19 protein-coding genes are annotated in these 19,658 nt (G+C 69.1%); 17 read left to right on the top strand and 2 right to left on the bottom strand.

All coding sequences use genetic code 11. The annotated features are described in order from the left end of the window. Position 1: 1 nt before the first annotated feature. The 14 genes from mfnA (at position 2) to IGS69_RS00875 (ending at position 14,977) form a co-directional block, all read left to right on the top strand. Positions 2–1,183 (top strand): tyrosine decarboxylase MfnA, encoded by a 1,182-nt coding sequence (gene mfnA, locus IGS69_RS00940; RefSeq protein WP_190896001.1) that lies wholly within the window; start codon positions 2–4, stop codon positions 1,181–1,183. Continuing rightward, complete coding sequence (locus IGS69_RS00935) at positions 1,180–2,034, top strand: carbon-nitrogen hydrolase family protein (protein WP_190896000.1); 855 nt, start codon at positions 1,180–1,182, stop codon at positions 2,032–2,034. Before mfnA ends, IGS69_RS00935 begins: the two co-directional genes overlap by 4 nt. Next, positions 2,031–2,807, top strand: a complete 777-nt coding sequence (locus IGS69_RS00930; RefSeq protein WP_232543397.1) for an ABC transporter permease — start codon at positions 2,031–2,033, stop codon at positions 2,805–2,807. Before IGS69_RS00935 ends, IGS69_RS00930 begins: the two co-directional genes overlap by 4 nt. Beyond that, on the top strand, positions 2,800–3,774 hold the full coding sequence (locus IGS69_RS00925) for an ABC transporter ATP-binding protein (protein ID WP_190895999.1): 975 nt from the start codon (positions 2,800–2,802) through the stop codon (positions 3,772–3,774). The genes IGS69_RS00930 and IGS69_RS00925 overlap by 8 nt, the downstream gene beginning before the upstream one ends. Next, a complete protein-coding gene (locus tag IGS69_RS00920) occupies positions 3,771–5,153 on the top strand; it encodes a coproporphyrinogen-III oxidase family protein (protein WP_190895998.1) in 1,383 nt (460 codons plus the stop codon). The genes IGS69_RS00925 and IGS69_RS00920 overlap by 4 nt, the downstream gene beginning before the upstream one ends. Continuing rightward, the gene (locus IGS69_RS00915) at positions 5,140–5,847 is read left to right on the top strand and encodes a class I SAM-dependent methyltransferase (protein ID WP_190895997.1); all 708 of its coding nucleotides are present in this window, start codon (positions 5,140–5,142) and stop codon (positions 5,845–5,847) included. The genes IGS69_RS00920 and IGS69_RS00915 overlap by 14 nt, the downstream gene beginning before the upstream one ends. Continuing rightward, positions 5,847–6,680: a carbon-nitrogen hydrolase family protein gene (locus IGS69_RS00910; RefSeq protein WP_190895996.1), complete on the top strand. Its 834-nt coding sequence runs from the start codon at positions 5,847–5,849 to the stop codon at positions 6,678–6,680. The genes IGS69_RS00915 and IGS69_RS00910 overlap by 1 nt, the downstream gene beginning before the upstream one ends. A 15-nt stretch (positions 6,681–6,695) precedes the next feature. Next, on the top strand, positions 6,696–8,192 hold the full coding sequence (locus IGS69_RS00905) for a B12-binding domain-containing radical SAM protein (protein WP_190895995.1): 1,497 nt from the start codon (positions 6,696–6,698) through the stop codon (positions 8,190–8,192). Beyond that, the gene (locus tag IGS69_RS00900) at positions 8,189–8,947 is read left to right on the top strand and encodes a DNA alkylation repair protein (RefSeq protein ID WP_232543396.1); all 759 of its coding nucleotides are present in this window, start codon (positions 8,189–8,191) and stop codon (positions 8,945–8,947) included. Before IGS69_RS00905 ends, IGS69_RS00900 begins: the two co-directional genes overlap by 4 nt. Next, the gene (locus IGS69_RS00895; RefSeq protein ID WP_190895993.1) at positions 8,944–9,981 is read left to right on the top strand and encodes a BtrH N-terminal domain-containing protein; all 1,038 of its coding nucleotides are present in this window, start codon (positions 8,944–8,946) and stop codon (positions 9,979–9,981) included. Before IGS69_RS00900 ends, IGS69_RS00895 begins: the two co-directional genes overlap by 4 nt. Before the next feature lie 17 nt (positions 9,982–9,998). Beyond that, positions 9,999–10,394 carry a pentapeptide repeat-containing protein gene (locus IGS69_RS00890; protein WP_031106464.1) on the top strand — a complete coding sequence of 132 codons (396 nt, stop codon included), beginning with the start codon at positions 9,999–10,001 and terminating at the stop codon, positions 10,392–10,394. Between the two features lie 15 nt (positions 10,395–10,409). Further along, positions 10,410–12,188, top strand: a complete 1,779-nt coding sequence (locus IGS69_RS00885; RefSeq protein ID WP_190895991.1) for a carbamoyltransferase family protein — start codon at positions 10,410–10,412, stop codon at positions 12,186–12,188. 90 nt (positions 12,189–12,278) lie between these two features. After that, a complete protein-coding gene (locus IGS69_RS00880; protein WP_190895989.1) occupies positions 12,279–13,265 on the top strand; it encodes a BtrH N-terminal domain-containing protein in 987 nt (328 codons plus the stop codon). A 305-nt stretch (positions 13,266–13,570) separates the two neighbouring features. Beyond that, the gene (locus tag IGS69_RS00875; RefSeq protein ID WP_232543395.1) at positions 13,571–14,977 is read left to right on the top strand and encodes a serine/threonine-protein kinase; all 1,407 of its coding nucleotides are present in this window, start codon (positions 13,571–13,573) and stop codon (positions 14,975–14,977) included. A gap of 125 nt (positions 14,978–15,102) precedes the next feature. Here the strand turns inward: IGS69_RS00875 and IGS69_RS00870 are convergent, their stop codons facing one another. Next, complete coding sequence (locus IGS69_RS00870; protein ID WP_190895987.1) at positions 15,103–15,585, bottom strand: GNAT family N-acetyltransferase; 483 nt, start codon at positions 15,583–15,585, stop codon at positions 15,103–15,105. A gap of 134 nt (positions 15,586–15,719) precedes the next feature. Between IGS69_RS00870 and IGS69_RS00865 the strand changes: the two genes are divergently transcribed. Next, on the top strand, positions 15,720–16,229 hold the full coding sequence (locus IGS69_RS00865) for a hypothetical protein (RefSeq protein WP_190895985.1): 510 nt from the start codon (positions 15,720–15,722) through the stop codon (positions 16,227–16,229). 28 nt (positions 16,230–16,257) lie between these two features. On the opposite strand, the gene IGS69_RS00860 is transcribed toward IGS69_RS00865, so the two are convergent. Beyond that, positions 16,258–16,446, bottom strand: coding sequence for a hypothetical protein (locus tag IGS69_RS00860; protein ID WP_232543394.1), 189 nt, complete (start codon positions 16,444–16,446; stop codon positions 16,258–16,260). A gap of 303 nt (positions 16,447–16,749) precedes the next feature. Here IGS69_RS00860 and IGS69_RS00855 point away from each other — a divergent pair, with 303 nt between their 5' ends. Further along, a complete protein-coding gene (locus IGS69_RS00855; RefSeq protein WP_190895983.1) occupies positions 16,750–18,165 on the top strand; it encodes a family 2B encapsulin nanocompartment shell protein in 1,416 nt (471 codons plus the stop codon). Positions 18,166–18,248: 83 nt separating this feature from the next. After that, positions 18,249–19,655 (top strand): family 2 encapsulin nanocompartment cargo protein terpene cyclase, encoded by a 1,407-nt coding sequence (locus IGS69_RS00850; RefSeq protein WP_190895982.1) that lies wholly within the window; start codon positions 18,249–18,251, stop codon positions 19,653–19,655. Positions 19,656–19,658: the final 3 nt, after the last annotated feature.

The following is a 19,658-nucleotide window of genomic DNA, read 5'->3' as shown; positions in this document are numbered from 1 at the left end:
GATGCGCAACGCCGGTGATTCCGCCGCCGACGTCCGGCGGCGGATCGCGACGGAGATGGCGGACGACGTGCCCTGGAGCAGGGTGCTCAACTCCATCTGCACCGAACCCCACCCGCTGGGTGTCGAGATGGCGTCCGCCGCGGCCCACACCAACCTCGGCGACGTGCGCATCTTCCGCGGCACCAAGCGGATCGAGCGCAAGGTCGTGGAACTGCTGCTGGACCTGATGGGCAACCCTGGTGGGTCGGGGAGCCTGGTGTCCGGTGGCACCGAGGCGAACCTCATCGCGATGCTGGTGGCCCGTGAGTCGGCGCGCGCCCGGGGCCGGCTGACCGACCGGCCCGAAGTCGTCGTCAGCAGCACCGTGCACTTCTCCTTCACCAAGGTGTTCGGCCTGCTGGGGCTGACCCCGGTGGTCGTGCCGGTCGACGACTCCCTGCGGCTGCCGGCCGCCGAGGTGTCCCGGCGCATCGGCGAGCACACCGTCGCGGTCGTCGCGACCGCGGGCAGCAGCGAGTTCGGTGTGGTCGACGCGGTCGACGAGATCGGACCCGTGGTGGCCGGACGCGGCGTGCACCTGCACGTGGACGCGGCCACCGGCGGGTTCATCATCCCCTTCGCCCGGGAACTCGGCCACGACCTGCCCCAGTTCGACTTCACCGTCGACGGCGTCGACTCGATCACCATCGACCCGCACAAGTACGGACTGGCCAACGTCCCCGCCGGGGCGATCCTGTTCCGCGGCGCCCAGGACGCCGGGCGTTTCGCCGTCGACTCGTTCTTCATCGACACGCCGGTGCACCACACCCTGCTCGGCACCCGGCCGGGCGCCGCCGCGGTGTCCACCTACGCGGTGCTGGAGCACCTCGGACGCGACGGCTTCCGCGACCTCACCCGGACCAACTTCGAGGTGACGAAGTACCTGGTGGACGGATTGCGCGCCGCCGGGCACGAGTTGTTCGCCGAACCGCAGCTGAACATCGTGGTGGTCCGGATGCCGCACGCGGTCCGCATTTCGCAGCTGCTGGAGTCGAAGGGCTGGATCGTCTCCACGTCGAAGCGATTCGGCGAAACCCTGCGGCTGGTCGTCACCCGGCACGTGACACCCGCGATGGTGGACGAGTTCCTTCCGGTGCTGGAACGGGCGTACAAGGAAGTCACGGCCGAGGCGGCGCCGCGATGAGCCTCTTCCGTGGCGCCCGCACCCGGCTCGCCGCCCTGCAGCTGCGGATCGAGCCCGGACAGCGGGACGAGAACCTGGCGAGAGCCGCCAAGCTGCTGTCCACCGCACGAGAACGCGAGGCCGACCTGGCGTGCCTGCCGGCGACCTTCGCCACCGGCCTGAACTTCCCGACGCTGCGCACCGACGCGACCACCGAGGACGGCCCGGTCGTCGAGTTCCTCGCCGAGCAGGCCCGCACCCTCGGGATGCACATCGCCGCGGGCGTGCTGCTGTCGGCCGGACGGGACGTCTTCGACGCGGCCGTGCTCGTCGGCCCCGGCGGCGACCCGCTCGGCTGGTACCACCGTGCCTGCGTGTGGGCGGGCGAGTCCGAGTACATCTCCACCGGCTCTCCCGGCGAGGTGATCGACACACCCGTCGGGCGGATCGGCCTGCAAGTGAGCTACGACCTGCGCTTCCCGGAGGCGAGCCGGCAGTACCTCGCCCAGGACGCCGACCTCGTCGTCGCCGTGGCCAACCTCTTCGGGCCGTTCTCGCACCCGCTGCGCTCCCTGTGCCGCGCCCGGGCCGCCGACAACGAATGCGCGCTGGTCCTCGCCAGCGGGGTGGGGGAGAACCGCTTCGCGAACCTGACCTACGTCGGCCGCAGCATGATCGTCGACGGTCTGGTGCAGGACGCCCGCGAGGACCAGGACGCGGACATCCTCGCCGAGGCCGAACCGGGCAGCCAGGAAGCCGTGATCCACGCGGACGTGCACTGGCGGCAGCGGCGCAAGGTCCGCGCCGGGCTGCCGTTCCACGACGACCTGCGCTCCACCTGGACCACTAACCACGGGGGGCCCGCCCGATGAGGGCTACGCGTATGCAGCCGGAGTCCGGCTGGCTCGGCGATGTGCTCGGGCTGGTCGTGATGGACATGCGGCAGTTCTTCGACAACCGCCTGTTCGCGGTGTCGACGCTGCTGACGTCGGTGTCGATGGTGCTGGCCTTCGGGGCGGCGACCGACCAGATGGTGAGCCCGGCGCCGACGGCCGCCAACTACTTCGGTTTCGTCTTCCCCGGCATCATCGGCGCCGGCATCATGTTCAGCTGCACCTACACCGTCGGCTACACGGTCATCATCGACCGCAACCGCCGCACGATCGAGGACCTGATCCTCTCGCCCCTGTCGTACTCCGGGTTCCTGCTCGCCCGGATCGTCGGGGTCGTGCTCAAGTGCCTGTTCCAGTTCGTCCTGGTGCTGCTGCTCGGCGTCGGGGTCTTCGACGCCCGGATCGAGTCGGTGCCGCTGTTCGTCCTGGGTTTCTTCACCGCGTGCACGGCCTTCGCCGGACTCGGGATCCTCATCGCGACCTACACCAACGAGATCTCCTTCCCGGCCGTCGTGAACATCATCGTCATTCCGCTCATGTACTTCGCGGGGATCTTCTTCCCCCTCGGAAACCTCGGGACGCTCGGCGACGTCTTCGCCCGGCTCCCCCTCTCCGTGCACGTCGACATCTTCCGCGCCGCCACCTCGCCAGACGTCTCGGCCACCGGGGCATCGGTGCTGGCGGTGGCCTACTCGTTCCTGGCCCTCGGCATCGCCGCCTGGGCCTTCCGCAGGAGGATCGGCCATGGCTGACACCCCGAGCACCGCGGCGCCGGTCCTGTCGGTCTCCCGGCTCGACCACCGTGTGAGCCCCGACTTCGCCCTGCGCTCCCTCACCTTCTCGGTGAACGCCGGCGAGGGCGTGGCCGTCATCGGCACCAACGGAGCCGGCAAGACCACGCTGATCCGGCTCGTCGCCGGGCTGCTGCGCCCGTCCGGCGGCGAGGTGCGCGTCTGCGGCACCCCGCCCCGCCGCTGGGGGCAGGTCGGCCGCCACATCGGGTACGTCCAGCAGGCCAAGGACCTCCCGGACGGCGTCAGCGTGGAGACGTACGTCAAGCATCAGCTCAAGCTCCGGCGGGCCGACCCCGGCCGGTACGAGGAGCTGATCGCCCTGGCCGACCTCGAGCGGTACCGCCACCAGTACGTGCGCAGTCTCTCCGGCGGCAGCCAGCGCAAGCTGCACGTCATCTGCGCCGTGGCGCACCGCCCCGACCTGCTGATCCTCGACGAGCCCACCACGGGCCTGGACCCGACGGCCCGCGAGACGCTGCTGGAGCTGCTGGGAAGCCTGAAGAAGGACGGCGTCGGCGTGCTGTTCGCCAGCCATCACCGCGACGAACTGCTCGCGCTGGCCGACTCTGTCGTGGTGCTCCACCAGGGCCGGCAGATCAAGGACGCCTCGCTCGACGCCGTCACCCGGTGGGGCGAGCGCTCCAGCCTGATCCTGGAGGCCTTCACCGAGTCCCACCTCGAGCGGCTGCACGACTGGGCCGGGCAACAGGCGCAGGCCGGCGGCCTGATCCGGTCCGTGCGCACCGTCGACCAGGGCGTGCGGCTCGACCTGTCCGACGGCGACCACCACAGCACCCTGGCCGAGGTGGTCGCCCGGGCCCACGCCGCCGGCCTCGCACTGCGCTCCGCGTCCTACTTCCAGCCCACTCTGGCGGACGTCGTCCGTTCCATCGTCGACCAAGTCGAACCGGAGGACATCGCATGAGCATCACCACCACGACCACGAGCATGCCGTTCTGGAAGGAGTACCCGGAGCGCGACAGCGAGTGGGTGCGGCAGTACCCCACCAAGCACGTGCCGGTGAACGAGGAGGAGGTGTTCACGCGCAAGCCCATGGGCGTGTACGTCCACATCCCCTTCTGCAACCGGCTCTGCTTCAGCTGCCCGTACATCAAGCACCAGACCGACCGGGACCTGACCCGCACCTATCTGGACGCGCTGAAGACGGAGATCACCAACTACGCCGAGCGGCCCTACATCCAGGACCACGTCATCACCCTCGGCTACATCGGCGGCGGAACCCCGACCGCGCTCACCGCCCCGCAACTCGACGACCTGCTGGGCCACATGTTCAGCAGCTTCGACGTCGAGGAGGGCGCGGACTTCTCCATCGAGACCACCCCGGTCGACATCAGCGAGCGCAAGGCCACCGTCCTGCTGGAACGCGGCATACGCCGCATCAGCCTCGGGGTGCAGACCTTCGTCCCGGAGGAACTGAAGAACATCGGCCGCCCGAACGACCCGGAGATGCTCAAGGAGAGCATCCGGCTGCTGCGCCGGTGCGGATTCGAGAACATCAACATCGACCTGATGCACGGCATCAACGGGCAGACGATGGAGAGCTGGGAGCACAGCCTCGACGTCGCCATCGACCTCGGGGTCACCTGCATCTCCTTCTACACGTACATGGAGTTCGCGCAGATCTCCACCAAGCGCAGGAAGCTGCCGCCGGTCCCGGAGAAGGCCGTGGTCGACGACATGTTCCTGTTCGCCGCCGAGAAGCTCTCCAAGAACGGCTTCCTGGGCTACTACGGCGACTGCTTCGCCAAACCCGGCTTCCAGCCCAAGTACGGCGAGACGTCGTGGAGCGAGGACATCCCCATCATCCCGCTCGGCCCCACCGCCACCGGTCACCTGCGCGACCACTGGTACTTCAACGAGCCCGACATCGGCCGCTACATCCAGACGGTGATGGAGGGCCGGCTGCCGATCTCCATGGGCAAGCACATCACGAAGTCGGAGTCGATCCGGCGGTCGATGGTGCTGGGCGTCAAGGCCGGCCGGGTCAACCGGGAGCGCTTCCGCCGGATCCACGGTGTCGACTTCATGGAGATGTTCCGCGCCGAGATCGACGACCTGATCGAGAAGGAACTCATCACCGCCGACGAGAACGGCATCGAGGTGACCGGCCCCAAGGGCTGGTACTACCTCGACAACATCTCCAAGGCGTTCTACTCGCCGGAGTTCCGCCGCTACCCGCAGCACCTGGGAGCGGACATCTCCAACTTCATCTCCAGCCGGTCGATCCCCCTGCAGCTCACCACGCGGCCCAAGGACGAGGAGGCCGGCTGTGACCACCACTGAGGCCCGACTGCTGAACCTGACCGACCGGGTGCCCCAGCCGTCCCCGCACGACGACATCGACAAGGTCCGCTTCTACGACCTCGGGATGCGCCGCTCCGCGCTGATGGCGTACAAGCGGCCGAGCGACCGCATCATGGCCAACGTCCGCGACGGGATGACCGACCTCGTCGAAGTCGGCTTCAACACCGGCCTGCTCTCCCTCCACGTGGCGGGCAAGCTGCCCGACCTGGCGGTGTCCGGCGTGGAGGAGAACCAGAACCTCGTCGACGTCGCCGAGGACAACCTGACACTCGCCGTCTGGGCCAACAGCGCCGGCGACGTGGAGTTCGAGATGGCCAAGCTGAACCGGCTGCCCTTCCCGGACGACTCCGCCGACATCGTGTTCTCGTTCTCCTCGCTGCACCGCTGGCGCCGGCCGGTGGAGACGCTGAAGGAATGCGCCCGGATCTGCAAGCCCGACGGTGTCGTGATCATCGAGGACATGAACCGGCACGCCGAGGAAGGGCACATCACCTTCATCCTGCAGTTCGTGAAGGAGGGCGGCGACGAGTTCATGCGCTCCTTGCAGGCCGCCTACACCCGCGACGAGGCGGCCGAGCTGCTCCGGGAGGCCGGCCTTGCGGACTGGCAGGTCGTCGAGGAGGACCTCGGCCTGGTGATCTCCTCGCGTCCCCTCGAACCGGTGAGCACCTGATGCCCGGGACGAAGATCGCCGTCGTCCAGATGGAGTCCAAGCTCGGCAAGCCGGCGCAGAACCTGCGCCGCGCCGAGCACTACATCGGCGAGGCCGTCGCGCAGGGAGCGGACCTGATCTGCCTGCCCGAGGCGTTCTCCACCTCCGGCAACATCCTGGAGGTCGCGGACGTGTCGGTGACCATACCGGGGCCCGAGACCGACTTCCTGCGCGAGCAGGCGAAGCAGGCCGGCGTGCACATCGTGGCCGGCCTGCTGGAGCGCGGCGGCGACGGCACGTACTACAGCACCTCGGTGCTGTGCGGCCCCGAGGGAACCCTGCTCGGCCGCTACCGGCGCGTGCACTGCCACGAACTGGAGGCCCGTTACCTCAGCGGCGGATCCGAATACCCGGTCTTCGACGTCGAGTTCGGACGCATCGGCCTGATGCAGGGCTACGACATCAACTTCCCCGAAGTCGCGCGGGAGTACTGCCGCCGCGGCGTCGACATCATCGTGTGCTCCGCGCTGGTACCCGAGATGTTCGCGTACGTGGCGAACATGCGCCTGCCGGTCAGGGCCGTGGACGCCGAGTGCGTCCTGGCGTTCGCGTCCGGCATCGGCAACAACCTGTACGCCGGATTCGGCTACATGGGGCGCAGCCAGGTCCTGGCGGACCCGCTGTTCCTGGAGGCCGAACGATTCGACTTCGTCGACGGCGACGAACGGATGGTGGACCTCGGCAAGGAACCCGGCGTCGGAGTCGTCGAGGTCGACCTGGACCGTATGCGCCGCTACCGCGCCAAAGCCACCCTGAGCGGCGACCTGCAGCCGGCGACGTACTGGCAGTCCTGACGAGAGTGAAGGCCCATGCGCGTACTGCTCATCTCCACCAACAAGATCCGGGTACCGCGGCCGGCGCTGCCCATCGGCATGGCCTACATCAGCGCCGCGCTCAAGCACGCCGGACACCAGGTCGACGTCCTCGACCTGCTCTGGGAGTCCCGGGAGCTCAAGGCGGTCCGGGAGAAGCTGACCACCGGGACCTACGACGTGGTCGGCATCGCCGTGCGCAACCTGGACAACCTGACGTTCATCGACCCGGTCTTCTTCGGCCCCATGACCGAGAAGATCGTCCAGTGCGTGCGCAAGTACACCAGCGCCACCGTCGTCCTCGGCGGCTCCGGCTTCTCGGTCGAGCCGCTGTCGTTCTTCGAATACGCCCAGCCGGACTACGGCATCGCGGGTGAGGGCGAGGCCGGCATCGTCCAACTGCTGGACCACCTGGAGTCCGGCGGGCGGCTGGAGTCGATATCGGGGCTCTGCTACCTCGACGACAACGGCAGGTTCTGCCAGAACCAGTCGAGCCAGGCATTCGATCTGGGAGCGCTCGAACCCGACCGGTCCGTGTACGACCCCCGGTACTTCGAGGAAGGCGTCTCGGCGGCCTCCGACCTCACCCGCGACCACCAGCCGGCCATCGAGACCCTGCAGACCAAACGGGGCTGCAAGCTGTTCTGCTCCTACTGCATCATCCGCAAGACCGAGGGCAAGGGCGACCGGTTCAAGGAACCGGCCGAGGTCGTCGGCGAGATCCAGCGGGCGATGGCGGAGAACCCGGCCGTGCGGGAGTTCGAGATCGTCGACGCGACCTTCAACTATCCGATGGAGTACGCGGCCGAGGTGTGCGAGGAGATGATCCGCGCCAAGCTCGACGTGCCCTGGTACTGCCAGCTGACGCCCAACGCGATTACACCCGAGTTCGTGAAGCTGCTGCACGCGGCCGGCTGCATCCGGGTGGACCTCGGCACCGACGCCCTCACCGACGAGGCCCTGGCGGACCTGATGAAGGGCTTCGACATGGCCCGCGTCCTCGAGATCGACCGACTGTTCACGGCCAGCCCGATCGAACACACCCACTGCGTCTTCCTCGGCGGGCCGGGGGAGACCCCGCAGGCACTGAGGGAGTCGATCCGCTTCACCGAGCGGTACCTGAACCCGGCCCAGATCTACGCCAACCTCGGCATCCGGATCCTCAGCGGCACCAAGCTCCAGCGCCAGGCCGTCAAGGCCGGCATCCTGCGGGAAGGCCAGGGCACGTTCGTCCCCGCCTTCTACGTGGAGCCGGCGATCCTCGCCGACCGGGACACGCTCGACTTCGTCCGCGACGCCTACCTGAGCCACAAGAACTGGTACCTGTGGTGGGGCCTGGGCGGGCAGAACCTGACGGACCGTTCGACGGAGACCGTTCAGGCCGTCGCCGACATGCACCAGGAGTACGAGTACGTCATGCAGGGCAAGCCCCGGCTGGAACGCGCGCCGAAGCCGGCCGCCCAGCCGCTCAAACTCACGATCGGCACCAAGTGATCAATGTTCCAACCGCCGCGCACGACCTGTCGAAGACACTCGCGGCCAAGGCCGACCCGGACTTCGCGATGCGCATGCAGCGCTACTTCCCGCACGAGATCCGGGCCCTCGGGGTGGGCAACGCCGCGGTCGTCGAGATCGCGACCGACTGGTTCCGGGACCGGCGCGACACTCCCGCGGCGACCCGGCTGCTCCTCGCCGAGGAGCTGCTGGCGCACGCCGAGTACCACGAGGAGGTGCTCCTGGGCTTCGCCGTCCTGCACAAGGTCGCCAGGACCGGACTCGGCGAGGAGCTGCTGGACCGCTGCCGGTACTGGCTGGAGACCTCTGTGTCCAACTGGGCGCAGTGCGACGACATGTGCCTGAAACTGCTCTACCCGTTCTTCCTCGGGCACCCGGAGCTGATCCCGCGGACCCGGAGCTGGACCGGGTCCGCCTCCCCGTGGGCCAGACGCGCCGCGAACGTTGCCGTCGTGAAGTTCGTCCGGCGCAAGGTGGGCCGGACGGTCTTCGAACTGCCACTGTCGCACGTCCTCGACAACTGCGTCCGGCTGATGCACGACGACGACACCTATGTGCAGAAGGGCTCGGGCTGGCTGCTCAAGGTCACCGCCGAGGCCCACCCCGACGAGGTGGCCGAGTTCCTGCGCACCTGGCACACCGAGATGCCCCGCGACACGTTCCGGTACGCGGTGGAGAAGATGGACCCGCCACTGCGCCGGTCCTTGATGGCACTGGGACAGGTGACGCGATGAACGAGACCGGCCGCTACGCCCACCGGCGGGGCATCCACTGCGAGTCGGCCTGCCAATGCGCCGTCCTCGCGGCCGGCGGCTACGACGTCGACGAGGAGATCGTGTTCGGGCTGGACGGAGGCTTCGGCTTCTCGTTCTTCCCGGCGAACGGCAACGCGCCGGACATCGTCGTCGGCAAACAGGCGATCATGCCGCTCCGGGCGGCCCGGCTGATGGGCGTCGAAGTCGCCGCGCACACGCCTAAGTCCGGTGACGGCCTGGCCAAGCTGCTGGCCTCGGCACCGGCCGTCGTGACCCGGGTGGACCTCGGCATGCTCCCCTACTGGGGGCTGGAAGGCCGCACCTCCTTCGGCGGGTACTTCGTCAACGTGGTCCGGCCTCTCGGCGCCGACGCGTTCGAGGTGTCGGATCCGGCGTTCGACGAACCCGTCACCGTGAGCGCGGCCGAGCTGCAGGCGGCCCGGTCCAGCCGCAACTCGCCCCCGCTGAACCCGGACTGGAAGGTGTACGTCCTCGGCGCGCCGCGGCGCACCCCGCAACTGGACCGCGTCGGTCCGGTGGCCGTGCGCACCCTGTGCCGCGAGGTCCTCAGGCCGGGCAGCCGGAACCTGGGCATCCCCGGGATGAGACTGCTGGCCACGACGGCGGCGTCCTGGCCGCAGTCCAAACACGGCGAGGTCGAGGACGTGGACCTGGCCGGCCACGTGGTGCGGACCGACGCGCTGGCGCGTCAACTGCTGCACCTGGGGCGGCAGATCCAGTCCTTCGGCACCGGCGGCGGGCTGTTCCGCCCGATGATCGGCCGCTACCTGACGAGGGTCGCCGAGAGCACCGGCGACACACGCTACGCCGACGCGGCCGGGCAGTTCCTCGACAGCGGCCGGCTCTGGTCGAACCTGGGATCCGCCCTGCTGGCAGCGGGCGCCGCCACCGCGCGCGACGATCTCAAGACGCTGGTGGACGCCGTGGCGGACACGGCCCGGTCCGCGATGGACGTCGAGAAGCGGGCGCTCACCGCGCTCACCACCCTGTAGACGCGAGGTCGAGAGAGATGCCCACCGAGGACGAGACCGTACTGCTCCAGGGCCCCCGACGCTGGAACGAGCACGCCCGCCGGCGCCGGGCGCAGGGCCCCTTCCGCCCCGACCTGCGCAAGGCGCGGCTGCACGGCGCCGACCTGCAGGGCGCCGAGCTCGCCGACGCGGACTTCACCGACGCCGTGCTGACCGAGTCGTATCTGATGTCCGCGGACCTCAGGGGCGCGAATCTGGAAGGCGCCGATCTGTGCGAGGCGTACCTCATCCTGGCCGAGCTGAACGGCTGCCGCCTCGTGGGCGCGAACCTGGACGGCGCGGACCTCAGCGGTGCCGATCTGACCGGCGCGGTGCTCGACGCGGGTTTCCGGCGGTCCACCGTGATCTCGGACTACCTCACGATCTGGCCATAGCGAAAGGAGCTCCTCATGATCGTTCTGGGCTACAACGGATTCGGCAAGTCTGCGGAAATCTTCGGACGCCTCTTTCGCGCCACCGGCATCGACCGTCATCTGCTGTACGGCCATGACTCGTCTGCCGCGCTCGTCATCGACGGGAAGCTGGTCGCCGCCGTCGAGGAGGAGCGGCTCAACCGGGAGAAGAAGACGTCGAGCTTCCCGGTCAACGCGATGCGCTGGTGCCTGGATTCGGCCGGCATCAGCTTCGACGACGTCGACACGTTCGCCTTCTCCTGGCAGTTCTCGCAGGACGTGCTGAACAAGATGATCGCCGAGATCACCGAAGACCGTGAGGCGTCCGTCGAGCAGAAGTTCGCGCGCTTGCGGCGTCTGGCGGAGACCCATGAGGCGATGTTCAGCGAGGCCGCGACCGAGGCCGACTTCCTCGAGCACACGGGTCACCGGCTGACCCCCGAGAAGCTGGTCCGGGTCCCGCACCACATCGCGCATCTGATGACCGGATACCACCTGTCGGGCGGCTCAGACGCGGCGTTCCTGGTCAGCGACGGTCGCGCCGAATGGCTGTCGGCGATCATGGGGGAGGTGCGCGACGGCGAGGTGAAGATCTTCGACGACATGACCATCGACTCGCGGCACTCCCTGGCGATGCTCTTCTCCGTGGTGACGCGCTACCTCGGATTCGTCCCGAACAACGACGAGTACAAGGTGATGGGACTGGCCGGCTACGGCCCGCCGCCCGAGCCGAACCCGTTCCTCGAGCACGTGGTCGAGATGTGCCCCGACGGCACGTACCGGATTCCCTATCCGGCGAACGCCGTACCCGCCTACTACGAGCTCTTCGACCGCGTCTTCGGCGGCAGCGCCGACGACCGGGAGGAGTTCGACTACCGGGTCCGCGTGGCCAGTGCGGCCCAGCACATGCTGGAGACCGTGACCGCCGGCCAGATCCGGACGCTGGAGGCCCGCAGCGACCTGCCGCGCGTGATCTTCGAAGGCGGACTCGCCCTCAACTGCGTCAACAACAGCAAACTGCTGGAGCGTTCACGCTTCACCGGGATGGACGTCAGCTTCGGTGCCAGTGACGTCGGCGTGGCCATCGGCGCGGCGCTGTTCGCCAGTGGCCGCGCGGGCACGCCGCCCCGGGTCGGCACGTCGCCGTACCTGGGCCCGAGTTACGACGGCCAGGAGATCCAGGCGGCCCTCCAGCAGTACGCCGACCAGGTCGTCTGGCGGGAGCTGGACCCCGCCGACGTGCCGCGGGAGGCCGCAGCCCTCATGCAGGAGCGCCGCGTCATCGGATGGTTCCAGGGGCGGATGGAGTACGGCCCGCGCGCCCTGGGCAACCGCAGCATCCTGGCCAACCCCAGGTTCCCCGACATCAAGGACATCATCAACGAACGCATCAAGCACCGTGAGCAGTTCCGGCCCTTCGCCCCCGTGGTCCTGGAGCACCTGGCGCCCGAGGTCTTCGAGCTCGGCAAGAAGACGTCCTCGCCGTACATGACCTTCGTGGTTCCGGTGCGGCCCGAGTACCAGGAGAAGATCCAGGGCGCCTGCCATGTCGACGCCACCTCGCGGATCCAGACGGTCACCGAGCAGAGCAACCCCCTGCTCGCAGAACTGCTGCGGGAGTTCACCCAGCTGACCGGGATTCCCTGCCTCATCAACACCTCGTTCAACGTCGCCGGCGAACCCATCGTCTGCTCGCCCACGGATGCCCTGTCCTGCTTCCTCAAGACCGAGATGGATCATCTGTTCCTCGGCAACTTCCTCGTTTCGCGAATCTGAACGACTGAACGCCTCCCTGATTCCGGCGTCCGCAATCGCACTTCAGGGGCTTGCGCTACGCTCTACGCGAAGGAAGGGAGACGAGAACACGTGTCGCTTTTAGAAGAAGATCCGTATGTCGGCAACCATTGCGAGTCGACCACCCTCGTGAATCTCTTGCGACAGCGAGAGGTCGACTTGTCGGAGCCGCTCATCTTCGGGCTCGCCGGTGGTTTGTCGTTCATCTACTGGCGGACGAAACAGATGCCGACCCCGTTCGTCGGCGGCCGTATCAAGCCCGACACACTGACCGAGAATCTGGCGAATGCGCTGAAGTTGCGGCTGTCGGTTCATGAGACGTCGTCGGTGAAGCGCGCGAAGGAACACCTGCTGGCCGAGCTTGAATCCGGAACCATCGTCGGTCTCAAGCTCGACCGCTACTTCATCGACTACTCCACCGACGACTTCCGGTTCGCGGCCCACTATGTGGCCTGCGTCGGCCACGACGACGACCGTTTCGCTCTGGTGGAAACCAAGCCGCTCGGCCTGCAATGGGCCACCGGGGAATCCCTGGAGGCAGCGCGGAACGCCCGGGGCCCGATGAGTTCCCGCAACCGCGCGTTCACCCTCGATCTCCCGAAGGGCGGCCTTCCTGATCTGGGGAAAGCCGCACGCAATGGCATCAAAAAGGCGGCGGAGGAATTTCTGAACCCGCCGATCTCCAATTTCGGATACAAAGGCATGCACAAAGTCGCCGACCTGATGCCCCAGTGGCTCGACGACCTCGACTCGCCCGCCGACAGCCTTCCCGAGATCTGCACGGTCATGGAGGACGCGGGAACCGGCGGCGGCCTGTTCCGCACGATGTGGGCGGAGTTCCTCGCGGAGACCGCCGAGATCACCGGCACCGGCGAATACCAGGAGGTCTCGGACGCGTACCGCGACGTGTCGAAGAAGTGGACCGAGGTGGCCGGACTCCTGAACGAGGCGGGAGTCGCGTCGTCACGGGAATCCCTCCACAGCGCGTCAAAACTCGTCCATGAGGCCGCAGACAAGGAGCAGCTCCTGATGCAGCGCCTTGTGGAACTGTCGAGCTGAGCCGGGCGCGCTGTCGTCGACCGGGATGGTGGTGCGGGCGAGGACGTGGCCCCACGCGCCGGGCCAGGGCGGTCGCCGCGGACGGCAGTCCGGCCGGGTCGAGACCAAGAGCCCCGGTCAGCCCGCGCGCGATCGGGCCGGCCTCGCCAACGAGGCTCACCTACACCACGAGGCGTTCCTCTCCCAGGCCAACCGCCCGCTCGGTACGGGATGGTGCAAACGCCGAGGGGGTGGGTACTTGCGTGCGGCGGCCCGTCGACGTCGGGCGACTGAGCGGTGCGAGTGTGCGGAGTGGGGAGATCGTCGTGGCATTGCGCGAGGTGCGGGACGCCCGGGCCGTCCGGGGCTGTGCCCGGATCCTGGCGGGCCGATACCGTCTGGACGCGTTGATCGGTTCGGGTGGGGCGGCCGACGTGTACCGCGGTTTCGACCTGCGGCTGCGGCGGCCGGTCGCTGTGAAGATGTTCCGCGCCGGCACCGGCTTCGACACGGAGGAGATCTTCCGCAGCGAGGCCGAGATCCTCGCCCGGCTGCAGCACCCGGGACTGGTGACCGCATTCGACGTCGGACACCACGACGGCGACGCCTTCCTGGTCATGCAACTGATCGACGGACGCACACTGAAATCCCGCATCGCCGAAGGACCCCTGCCGTGCGCAGCCGCGGCGGCGCTCGGTGCCGCACTGGCCGAAGCGCTGACCCACACCCACGAGGTGGGGATCGTCCACCGGGACGTCAAACCGTCCAACATCATTCTCGACTCCTCCGGCCGCCCCCACCTCACGGACTTCGGCATCTCCCGGCTGCTGGACGCGACCACCCGCACCGCCACCGGAACCCTGACCGGCACCGCGGCCTACCTCTCTCCCGAACAGGTGCTGGGCCGGCCCGTAGGCCGCCCCGCAGACATCTACGCCCTCGGCCTGGTCCTCCTCGAATGCCTCACCGGCCGACTCGAATACGACGGCGGCCCACTCGAGGCCGCCATAGCGCGCCTGCATCGCCCGCCCGTACTCCCGGACTCTCTGCCCGACGGCTTCGCCGGCCTCCTGCGGGACATGACCAGCCTGGAAGAACAGGCTCGCCCCACGGCCCGCGACTGCGCCCAGGACCTGACCCGACTCGCCGGAACGAGCCCGGCCGAATCTGTTGCGTCCGTGGCCCGGCCGGTGCTCAGCGTCGTACCTTCCACCACCGCAGATCCCGCCGACAGCACACACCGGAGCTCGGCGCCGGCCGCAATGGCGCCCTCTGCCTCGCACGCCGCAACAGGTCTCCCTGAGGACCAGGACCTTCCCCGCTCCTCCTCCGTCCGCGGCCGTCTTCGAACCCGAGGGATGGCGGCCGCACTGGCCGCCCTTGTCGCCACCGGACTGGCGGTCACCGAGGGCTTCTCACACCACGACACCGCAGGCGAAGCGGCCCCGTCCGCCCCTGACCCGGTCGCGCCGTCCACGCGCCCGGACACCGCGGCTCACAACGACGCCCCCTCCTCCGCCCCGGCCGCCCCACCCTCGCGCAGCGCCTCCGCATCCGTTCAGCCGCTGCGCGACGCCGTACCAACGCTCCACGACCACCCGCCCGTTGAGAGCTCACCGCCCACCACCCACCCCGTGGGCAAGGCAGTGGGGAAAGCCAGAGCAAAGGGTCTCGACCAACCGCCGGGGCACGCGCGCATGAAACAGAAGGGCAAGAAGCCCGGCTCACGGTGACGGGCGTTGGCTGCGCTGGACGACGGTAGCGCCGAGGACTTGCCCATCGTCGTCGCCGTCGCTGTCGTCGACGAACTCCGGACTCCTGGGCCCGAACCACCATGTCGCCGCGCCTTGGCCGGCGACTACTGGATCAAGAACTCCAGCTCGGGCCGGTCCCAGGCCACTGCGGGCGGATTCGCGGAGACGGTCCCCGTGGGCAGCGCGCCCACGCTGCGGTAGAAGCCCTCGGCCGGAGGATGCGACACCACCCGGACACGGTCCAGGCCCGCCGCGCGCGCCTCGGACTTCATGTGCTCGACGAGCAGCTGCCCGATGCCACGCCCCTGCATCCCGTCCGCCACGAAGAGCAGGTCCAGCTCCGGCGGCACGAGGACCAGCGAGTAGAAACCGAGCACCCGGCCCGCGGCGTCATCGGCGTCGACGGCCACGAACACCCGATGCGTCTCGACGTAGTCGGGCCCGACGCGGTAACCCGCGACCATCGCCGCGTACTGCCCCTCGTAGGCACGCGAGCCGCGCACAAGCCGCGTGAGCCGCTTGGCGTCCCGGGCGACCGCCCTGCGGATGACGATCTCGCCACGCGTCGATGTACTGGGCACCTGCATACGGAGCATGGTACGCAGCCCGACGGGACGGGGCGTTCCCGCTGCGCACGGGGCACACCAGGCGATAAGCTACCGATCGGTAATGTCCGGACGGCGACGCCAAGGTGCTGAGCGAAACAAGAGGGAGGGCGCAGATGTCCGACCTGGACTTCTACGCCCGCGTCGCCACCCGAGGCGACGTGTTGGGCGTGGGCATCGGCACGCAGCCGGCCGCATGGGAGGCCGAGCTCGGCACCGACTTCCTCGACGCCGAGGACGGAAGCCTGCTGCGCCGGGACTACGGGCTGGTGGAACTGTCCTTCCAGGAGGAGGGCGGAGCCTGGTCCTGCTTCGGGGTGAGTGTGCAGGTGCACCGCTTGCGGTGGGACACCGGGTCGTCGTCCGTACCGGCGGCCCTGCGCGGAGCGTACGGCGTGTTCGCGCCGTCGACGCGCTTCGACGACCTGGCCGCCGCGATCGCCGGGCTCGGCTGCTCGCTCGAACCCGAGCCGGACGAGGACGGCATGTCGGAAGACATGCGCCGCTACCAGGTGCCCGAGTCGGGCGTGAGGGTCTTCGTCCGCGCGGAGGGACACTCCGAAGAGCGGGCGGGCGAGGTCTGGAGCCTCAGCGTGTCTCCCGCATGGTGGCGCGCCGCGAGCTGACCCCGAGTCCGCCGCGCGCCACGGCCGATCAGGCCGGCTCCGCTGTGCGCAGGGCACCTTTCAGCCACGCCAGCTCCTCGGTCGCATCGGGCGACGCATCCTGCCCGCGCACGCGGGCGACGAGCGTGCGACAGCGCTCCGCCCCGGCCTCGATCCCGGCCTCCAGACTGCTCAGTACCGCGGCCCGGTCGGCGTCGCCGAACAGCTCGGCCAGCATGTCGGCCGCCTCCGTTCCTCGGGGGCGACCCCGTGCTCCTTCCAGTCGCCGGAGACTCAAGCGCCTCATGAGCGAGCAGGCGGCGATCTCACCTCATGCACCGATAAACCGCATTCAACAAATTGTCACTGCTTCGAGGTAAGCATCTCGTCTCCCCGATGGATACGGCCCACCCAGTGGATAGCTTCTGCGGGTGGGCGGATCCGCGTGGTTCCTCCCGAACCGTTGCCCACCCCTCCCTGTCTCCCGGTCGGCGCACCCGTGTGCGTCGGGCGCCCCGTTGTGCAAGGAGAACCACCTCCGATGACCGTCGACAGCATCCCGGAAGCCGAGACCACCCGGGCCGCGCCGCAGCAGTCCCTGAGCACCGCCGCCGCCCGCAACCTCGCCACCACCACCAAGTCCGTCCCGCAGATGCAGGAGATCACCTCCCGCTGGCTGCTGCGGATGCTGCCCTGGGTCGAGGCCGAAGGCGGCGCCTACCGGGTCAACCGGCGGCTGCGACATACCGTCGGCGACGGGCGCATCGAGTTCGTCCAGGAGGGCGCCACGGTCCGCGTGATCCCCCGGGAGCTCGGCGAACTGGCCCTGCTGCGCGGATTCGAGGACACGGACGTCCTCACCGCCCTCGCCGACCGCTGCACGCAAGCCGACTTCGCGGCCGGCGACGTCCTCGCCGAGCGCGGCAGCCCAGCGGACCGGATCCACCTGATCGCCCACGGCCGGCTCAGCCAGACCTCCGAGGGCAAGTACGGCGGCGAGATCGCCCTCGGGGTGCTCGCGGACGGCGACCACTTCAGTGAGAACGCCCTGCTCGACGCCGACGCCCGCCACGACAGCACGGTCACCGCCGAGACCTCCGGCACCCTCCTCACCCTCAGCCGCGCCGACTTCGCCGCCGTCCAGGCCACGGCACCCAGCCTGCAGGCCCACGTCGACACCTACCGCTCCCGCGCGCGCCACCGGCAGAACAAGCACGGCGAGGCCGAGATCGCCATGTCGGCAGGCCATGTCGGTGAGGCGGACCTGCCGGGCACCTTCGTCGACTACGAACTGGAGCCGCGCGAGTACGAACTCTCCGTGGCCCAGACCGTTCTGAGGATCCACTCCAGGGTCGCGGACCTCTACAACGGTCCGATGAACCAGACGGAGGAGCAACTCAGGCTCACCGTCGAGGCCTTGCGTGAGCGGCAGGAACACGAGCTGATCAACAACCGCGAGTTCGGGCTGCTGCACAACGCCGACTTCAAGCAGCGCATCCAGCCCCACTCCGGCCCGCCCACCCCGGACGACATGGACAATCTGCTCTGCCGCCGGCGCGGCACCAAAATGTTCCTCGCCCACCCCAGGACCATCGCCGCCATCGGACGTGGCTTCAACGCGTGCGGTCTCTACCCCGACCACGTCGACCTCGGCGGACAGTCCGTCCCCGCCTGGCGCGGGGTCCCCATCCTGCCCTGCAACAAGATTCCGATCAGCAAGGAGCAGACCAGCTCCATCATCGCGATGCGCACCGGCGAGAAGAACCAGGGCGTCATCGGCCTGCGCAAGACCGGACTGCAGGACGAGTACGAACCGGGCCTGTCCGTGCGGTACATGGGCATCAACGAACAGGCGATCATCTCCTACCTCGTCACCACCTACTACTCCGCCGCGGTGCTCCTGCCCGACGCCCTCGGCGTGATGGAGAACGTCCAGATCGCCCCCAGGCCCCACTGAAGCCCTGATGCGCGCGACAGGTCTGCCTCCGGTCACCTCCCCGCGCAACGGAGCGCCCACCCCACCGCAGCAAGGAGCCGCCGATGCCCGACTCCGGGCCCCTCGGAACATCACCCCCTGAGCAGCGACCGACGCCGCCCGCAGCCGTGCCGGACGCGGCCGTGCCGGTGGTGCACCACGTTCCGGTCCCGCCGACGGCCCTGCGGTTTCTCGCCGCACTGCATCCGCCGGTCCCGATCCCCAGCCCGCCACCGCCCCCCGCGGCCGTCTCCGCCGTACAGGACACGCCTGTCGCGACAGCTGCCGCCGCCGGCGTACCGGACACGCCCGCCGCGACCGCGGGCGACTCCGCTCTCCAGCGGATCCTGCGCGGACCGACCGGACTGGGCACGTCGTCGCTCTCCCTGGCCCGCAGGCACGAACCCCCGGTCCCGGACCAGGTGCCCCCGGTCCCGGACCAGGTGCCCCCGGCCCCGGACCAGGTGCCCCCGGCCCCCGCCCCGCCCGCCGAGGGGCGAGCCGTCCCCGGCCTCTACCACCACCCCGTCCCGGAGCCCGACCCCGTACGCGTCGAAGAGGTGAGCAACCGCATCAAGCGCTGGGCGGAGGACGAGGTCCAGCTCTACCCGGAGGAGTGGGAGGGGCAGTTCGACGGCTTCTCCGTCGGCCGCTACATGGTCGGTTGCCACCCCGACGCCCCGACGGTCGACCACCTGATGCTGGCCACCCGGCTGATGGTCGCTGAGAACGCGCTGGACGACTGCTACTGCGAGGACCACGGCGGGTCGCCCGTCGGTCTCGGCGGGCGCATCCTCCTGGCGCACACCGCGCTCGACCACCTCCACACCACCGCGGAGTACGCGCCGGCATGGCAGGAGTCGCTCACGTCGGACGCCCCGCGCCGTGCCTACCGCAGCGCCATGGACTACTTCGTCCGCGCGGCCACGCCCTCCCAGGCCGACCGCTACCGGCACGACATGGCCCGGCTGCACATGGGCTACCTCGCCGAGGCCGCCTGGGCGGAGACCGATCACGTCCCGGAGGTGTGGGAGTACCTGGCGATGCGCCAGTTCAACAACTTCCGCCCCTGCCCCACGATCACCGACACCGTCGGCGGCTACGAGCTGCCCGCGGACCTGCACGCCCAGCCGGACATGCAGCGGGTCATCGCCCTCGCCGGCAACGCCACCACCATCGTCAACGACCTCTACTCGTACACCAAGGAACTCAACAGCCCGGGCCGCCACCTGAACCTGCCGGTGGTGATCGCGGAACGCGAGCAACTCTCCGAACGCGACGCCTACTTGAAGGCCGTCGAGGTCCACAACGAACTCATGCACGCCTTCGAGGCAGCCGCAGCCGATCTCGCCGCGGCCTGCCCCCTGCCCCCCGTGCTGCGCTTCCTCAGAGGCGTGGCCGCCTGGGTCGACGGCAACCACGACTGGCACCGAACCAACACCTTCCGCTACAGCCTGCCCGACTTCTGGTAGAGA

Source organism: Streptomyces tuirus (assembly GCF_014701095.1).
Lineage (GTDB): Bacteria > Actinomycetota > Actinomycetes > Streptomycetales > Streptomycetaceae > Streptomyces > Streptomyces tuirus.
The sequence above is the reverse complement of the archived record's forward strand: the minus strand, read 5'-3'. Positions and strand labels throughout refer to the sequence as shown.

Bases quoted from the DNA above. Each gene is read 5' to 3' on its own strand.
- mfnA (WP_190896001.1), top strand. From the start codon at position 2: ATGCGCAACGCCGGTGATTCCGCCGCCGACGTCCGGCGGCGGATCGCG.
- IGS69_RS00935 (WP_190896000.1), top strand. From the start codon at position 1,180: ATGAGCCTCTTCCGTGGCGCCCGCACCCGGCTCGCCGCCCTGCAGCTG.
- IGS69_RS00930 (WP_232543397.1), top strand. From the start codon at position 2,031: ATGAGGGCTACGCGTATGCAGCCGGAGTCCGGCTGGCTCGGCGATGTG.
- IGS69_RS00925 (WP_190895999.1), top strand. From the start codon at position 2,800: ATGGCTGACACCCCGAGCACCGCGGCGCCGGTCCTGTCGGTCTCCCGG.
- IGS69_RS00920 (WP_190895998.1), top strand. From the start codon at position 3,771: ATGAGCATCACCACCACGACCACGAGCATGCCGTTCTGGAAGGAGTAC.
- IGS69_RS00910 (WP_190895996.1), top strand. From the start codon at position 5,847: ATGCCCGGGACGAAGATCGCCGTCGTCCAGATGGAGTCCAAGCTCGGC.
- IGS69_RS00905 (WP_190895995.1), top strand. From the start codon at position 6,696: ATGCGCGTACTGCTCATCTCCACCAACAAGATCCGGGTACCGCGGCCG.
- IGS69_RS00895 (WP_190895993.1), top strand. From the start codon at position 8,944: ATGAACGAGACCGGCCGCTACGCCCACCGGCGGGGCATCCACTGCGAG.
- IGS69_RS00890 (WP_031106464.1), top strand. From the start codon at position 9,999: ATGCCCACCGAGGACGAGACCGTACTGCTCCAGGGCCCCCGACGCTGG.
- IGS69_RS00885 (WP_190895991.1), top strand. From the start codon at position 10,410: ATGATCGTTCTGGGCTACAACGGATTCGGCAAGTCTGCGGAAATCTTC.
- IGS69_RS00870 (WP_190895987.1), bottom strand. From the start codon at position 15,585: ATGCAGGTGCCCAGTACATCGACGCGTGGCGAGATCGTCATCCGCAGG.
- IGS69_RS00865 (WP_190895985.1), top strand. From the start codon at position 15,720: ATGTCCGACCTGGACTTCTACGCCCGCGTCGCCACCCGAGGCGACGTG.
- IGS69_RS00860 (WP_232543394.1), bottom strand. From the start codon at position 16,446: ATGCTGGCCGAGCTGTTCGGCGACGCCGACCGGGCCGCGGTACTGAGC.
- IGS69_RS00855 (WP_190895983.1), top strand. From the start codon at position 16,750: ATGACCGTCGACAGCATCCCGGAAGCCGAGACCACCCGGGCCGCGCCG.
- IGS69_RS00850 (WP_190895982.1), top strand. From the start codon at position 18,249: ATGCCCGACTCCGGGCCCCTCGGAACATCACCCCCTGAGCAGCGACCG.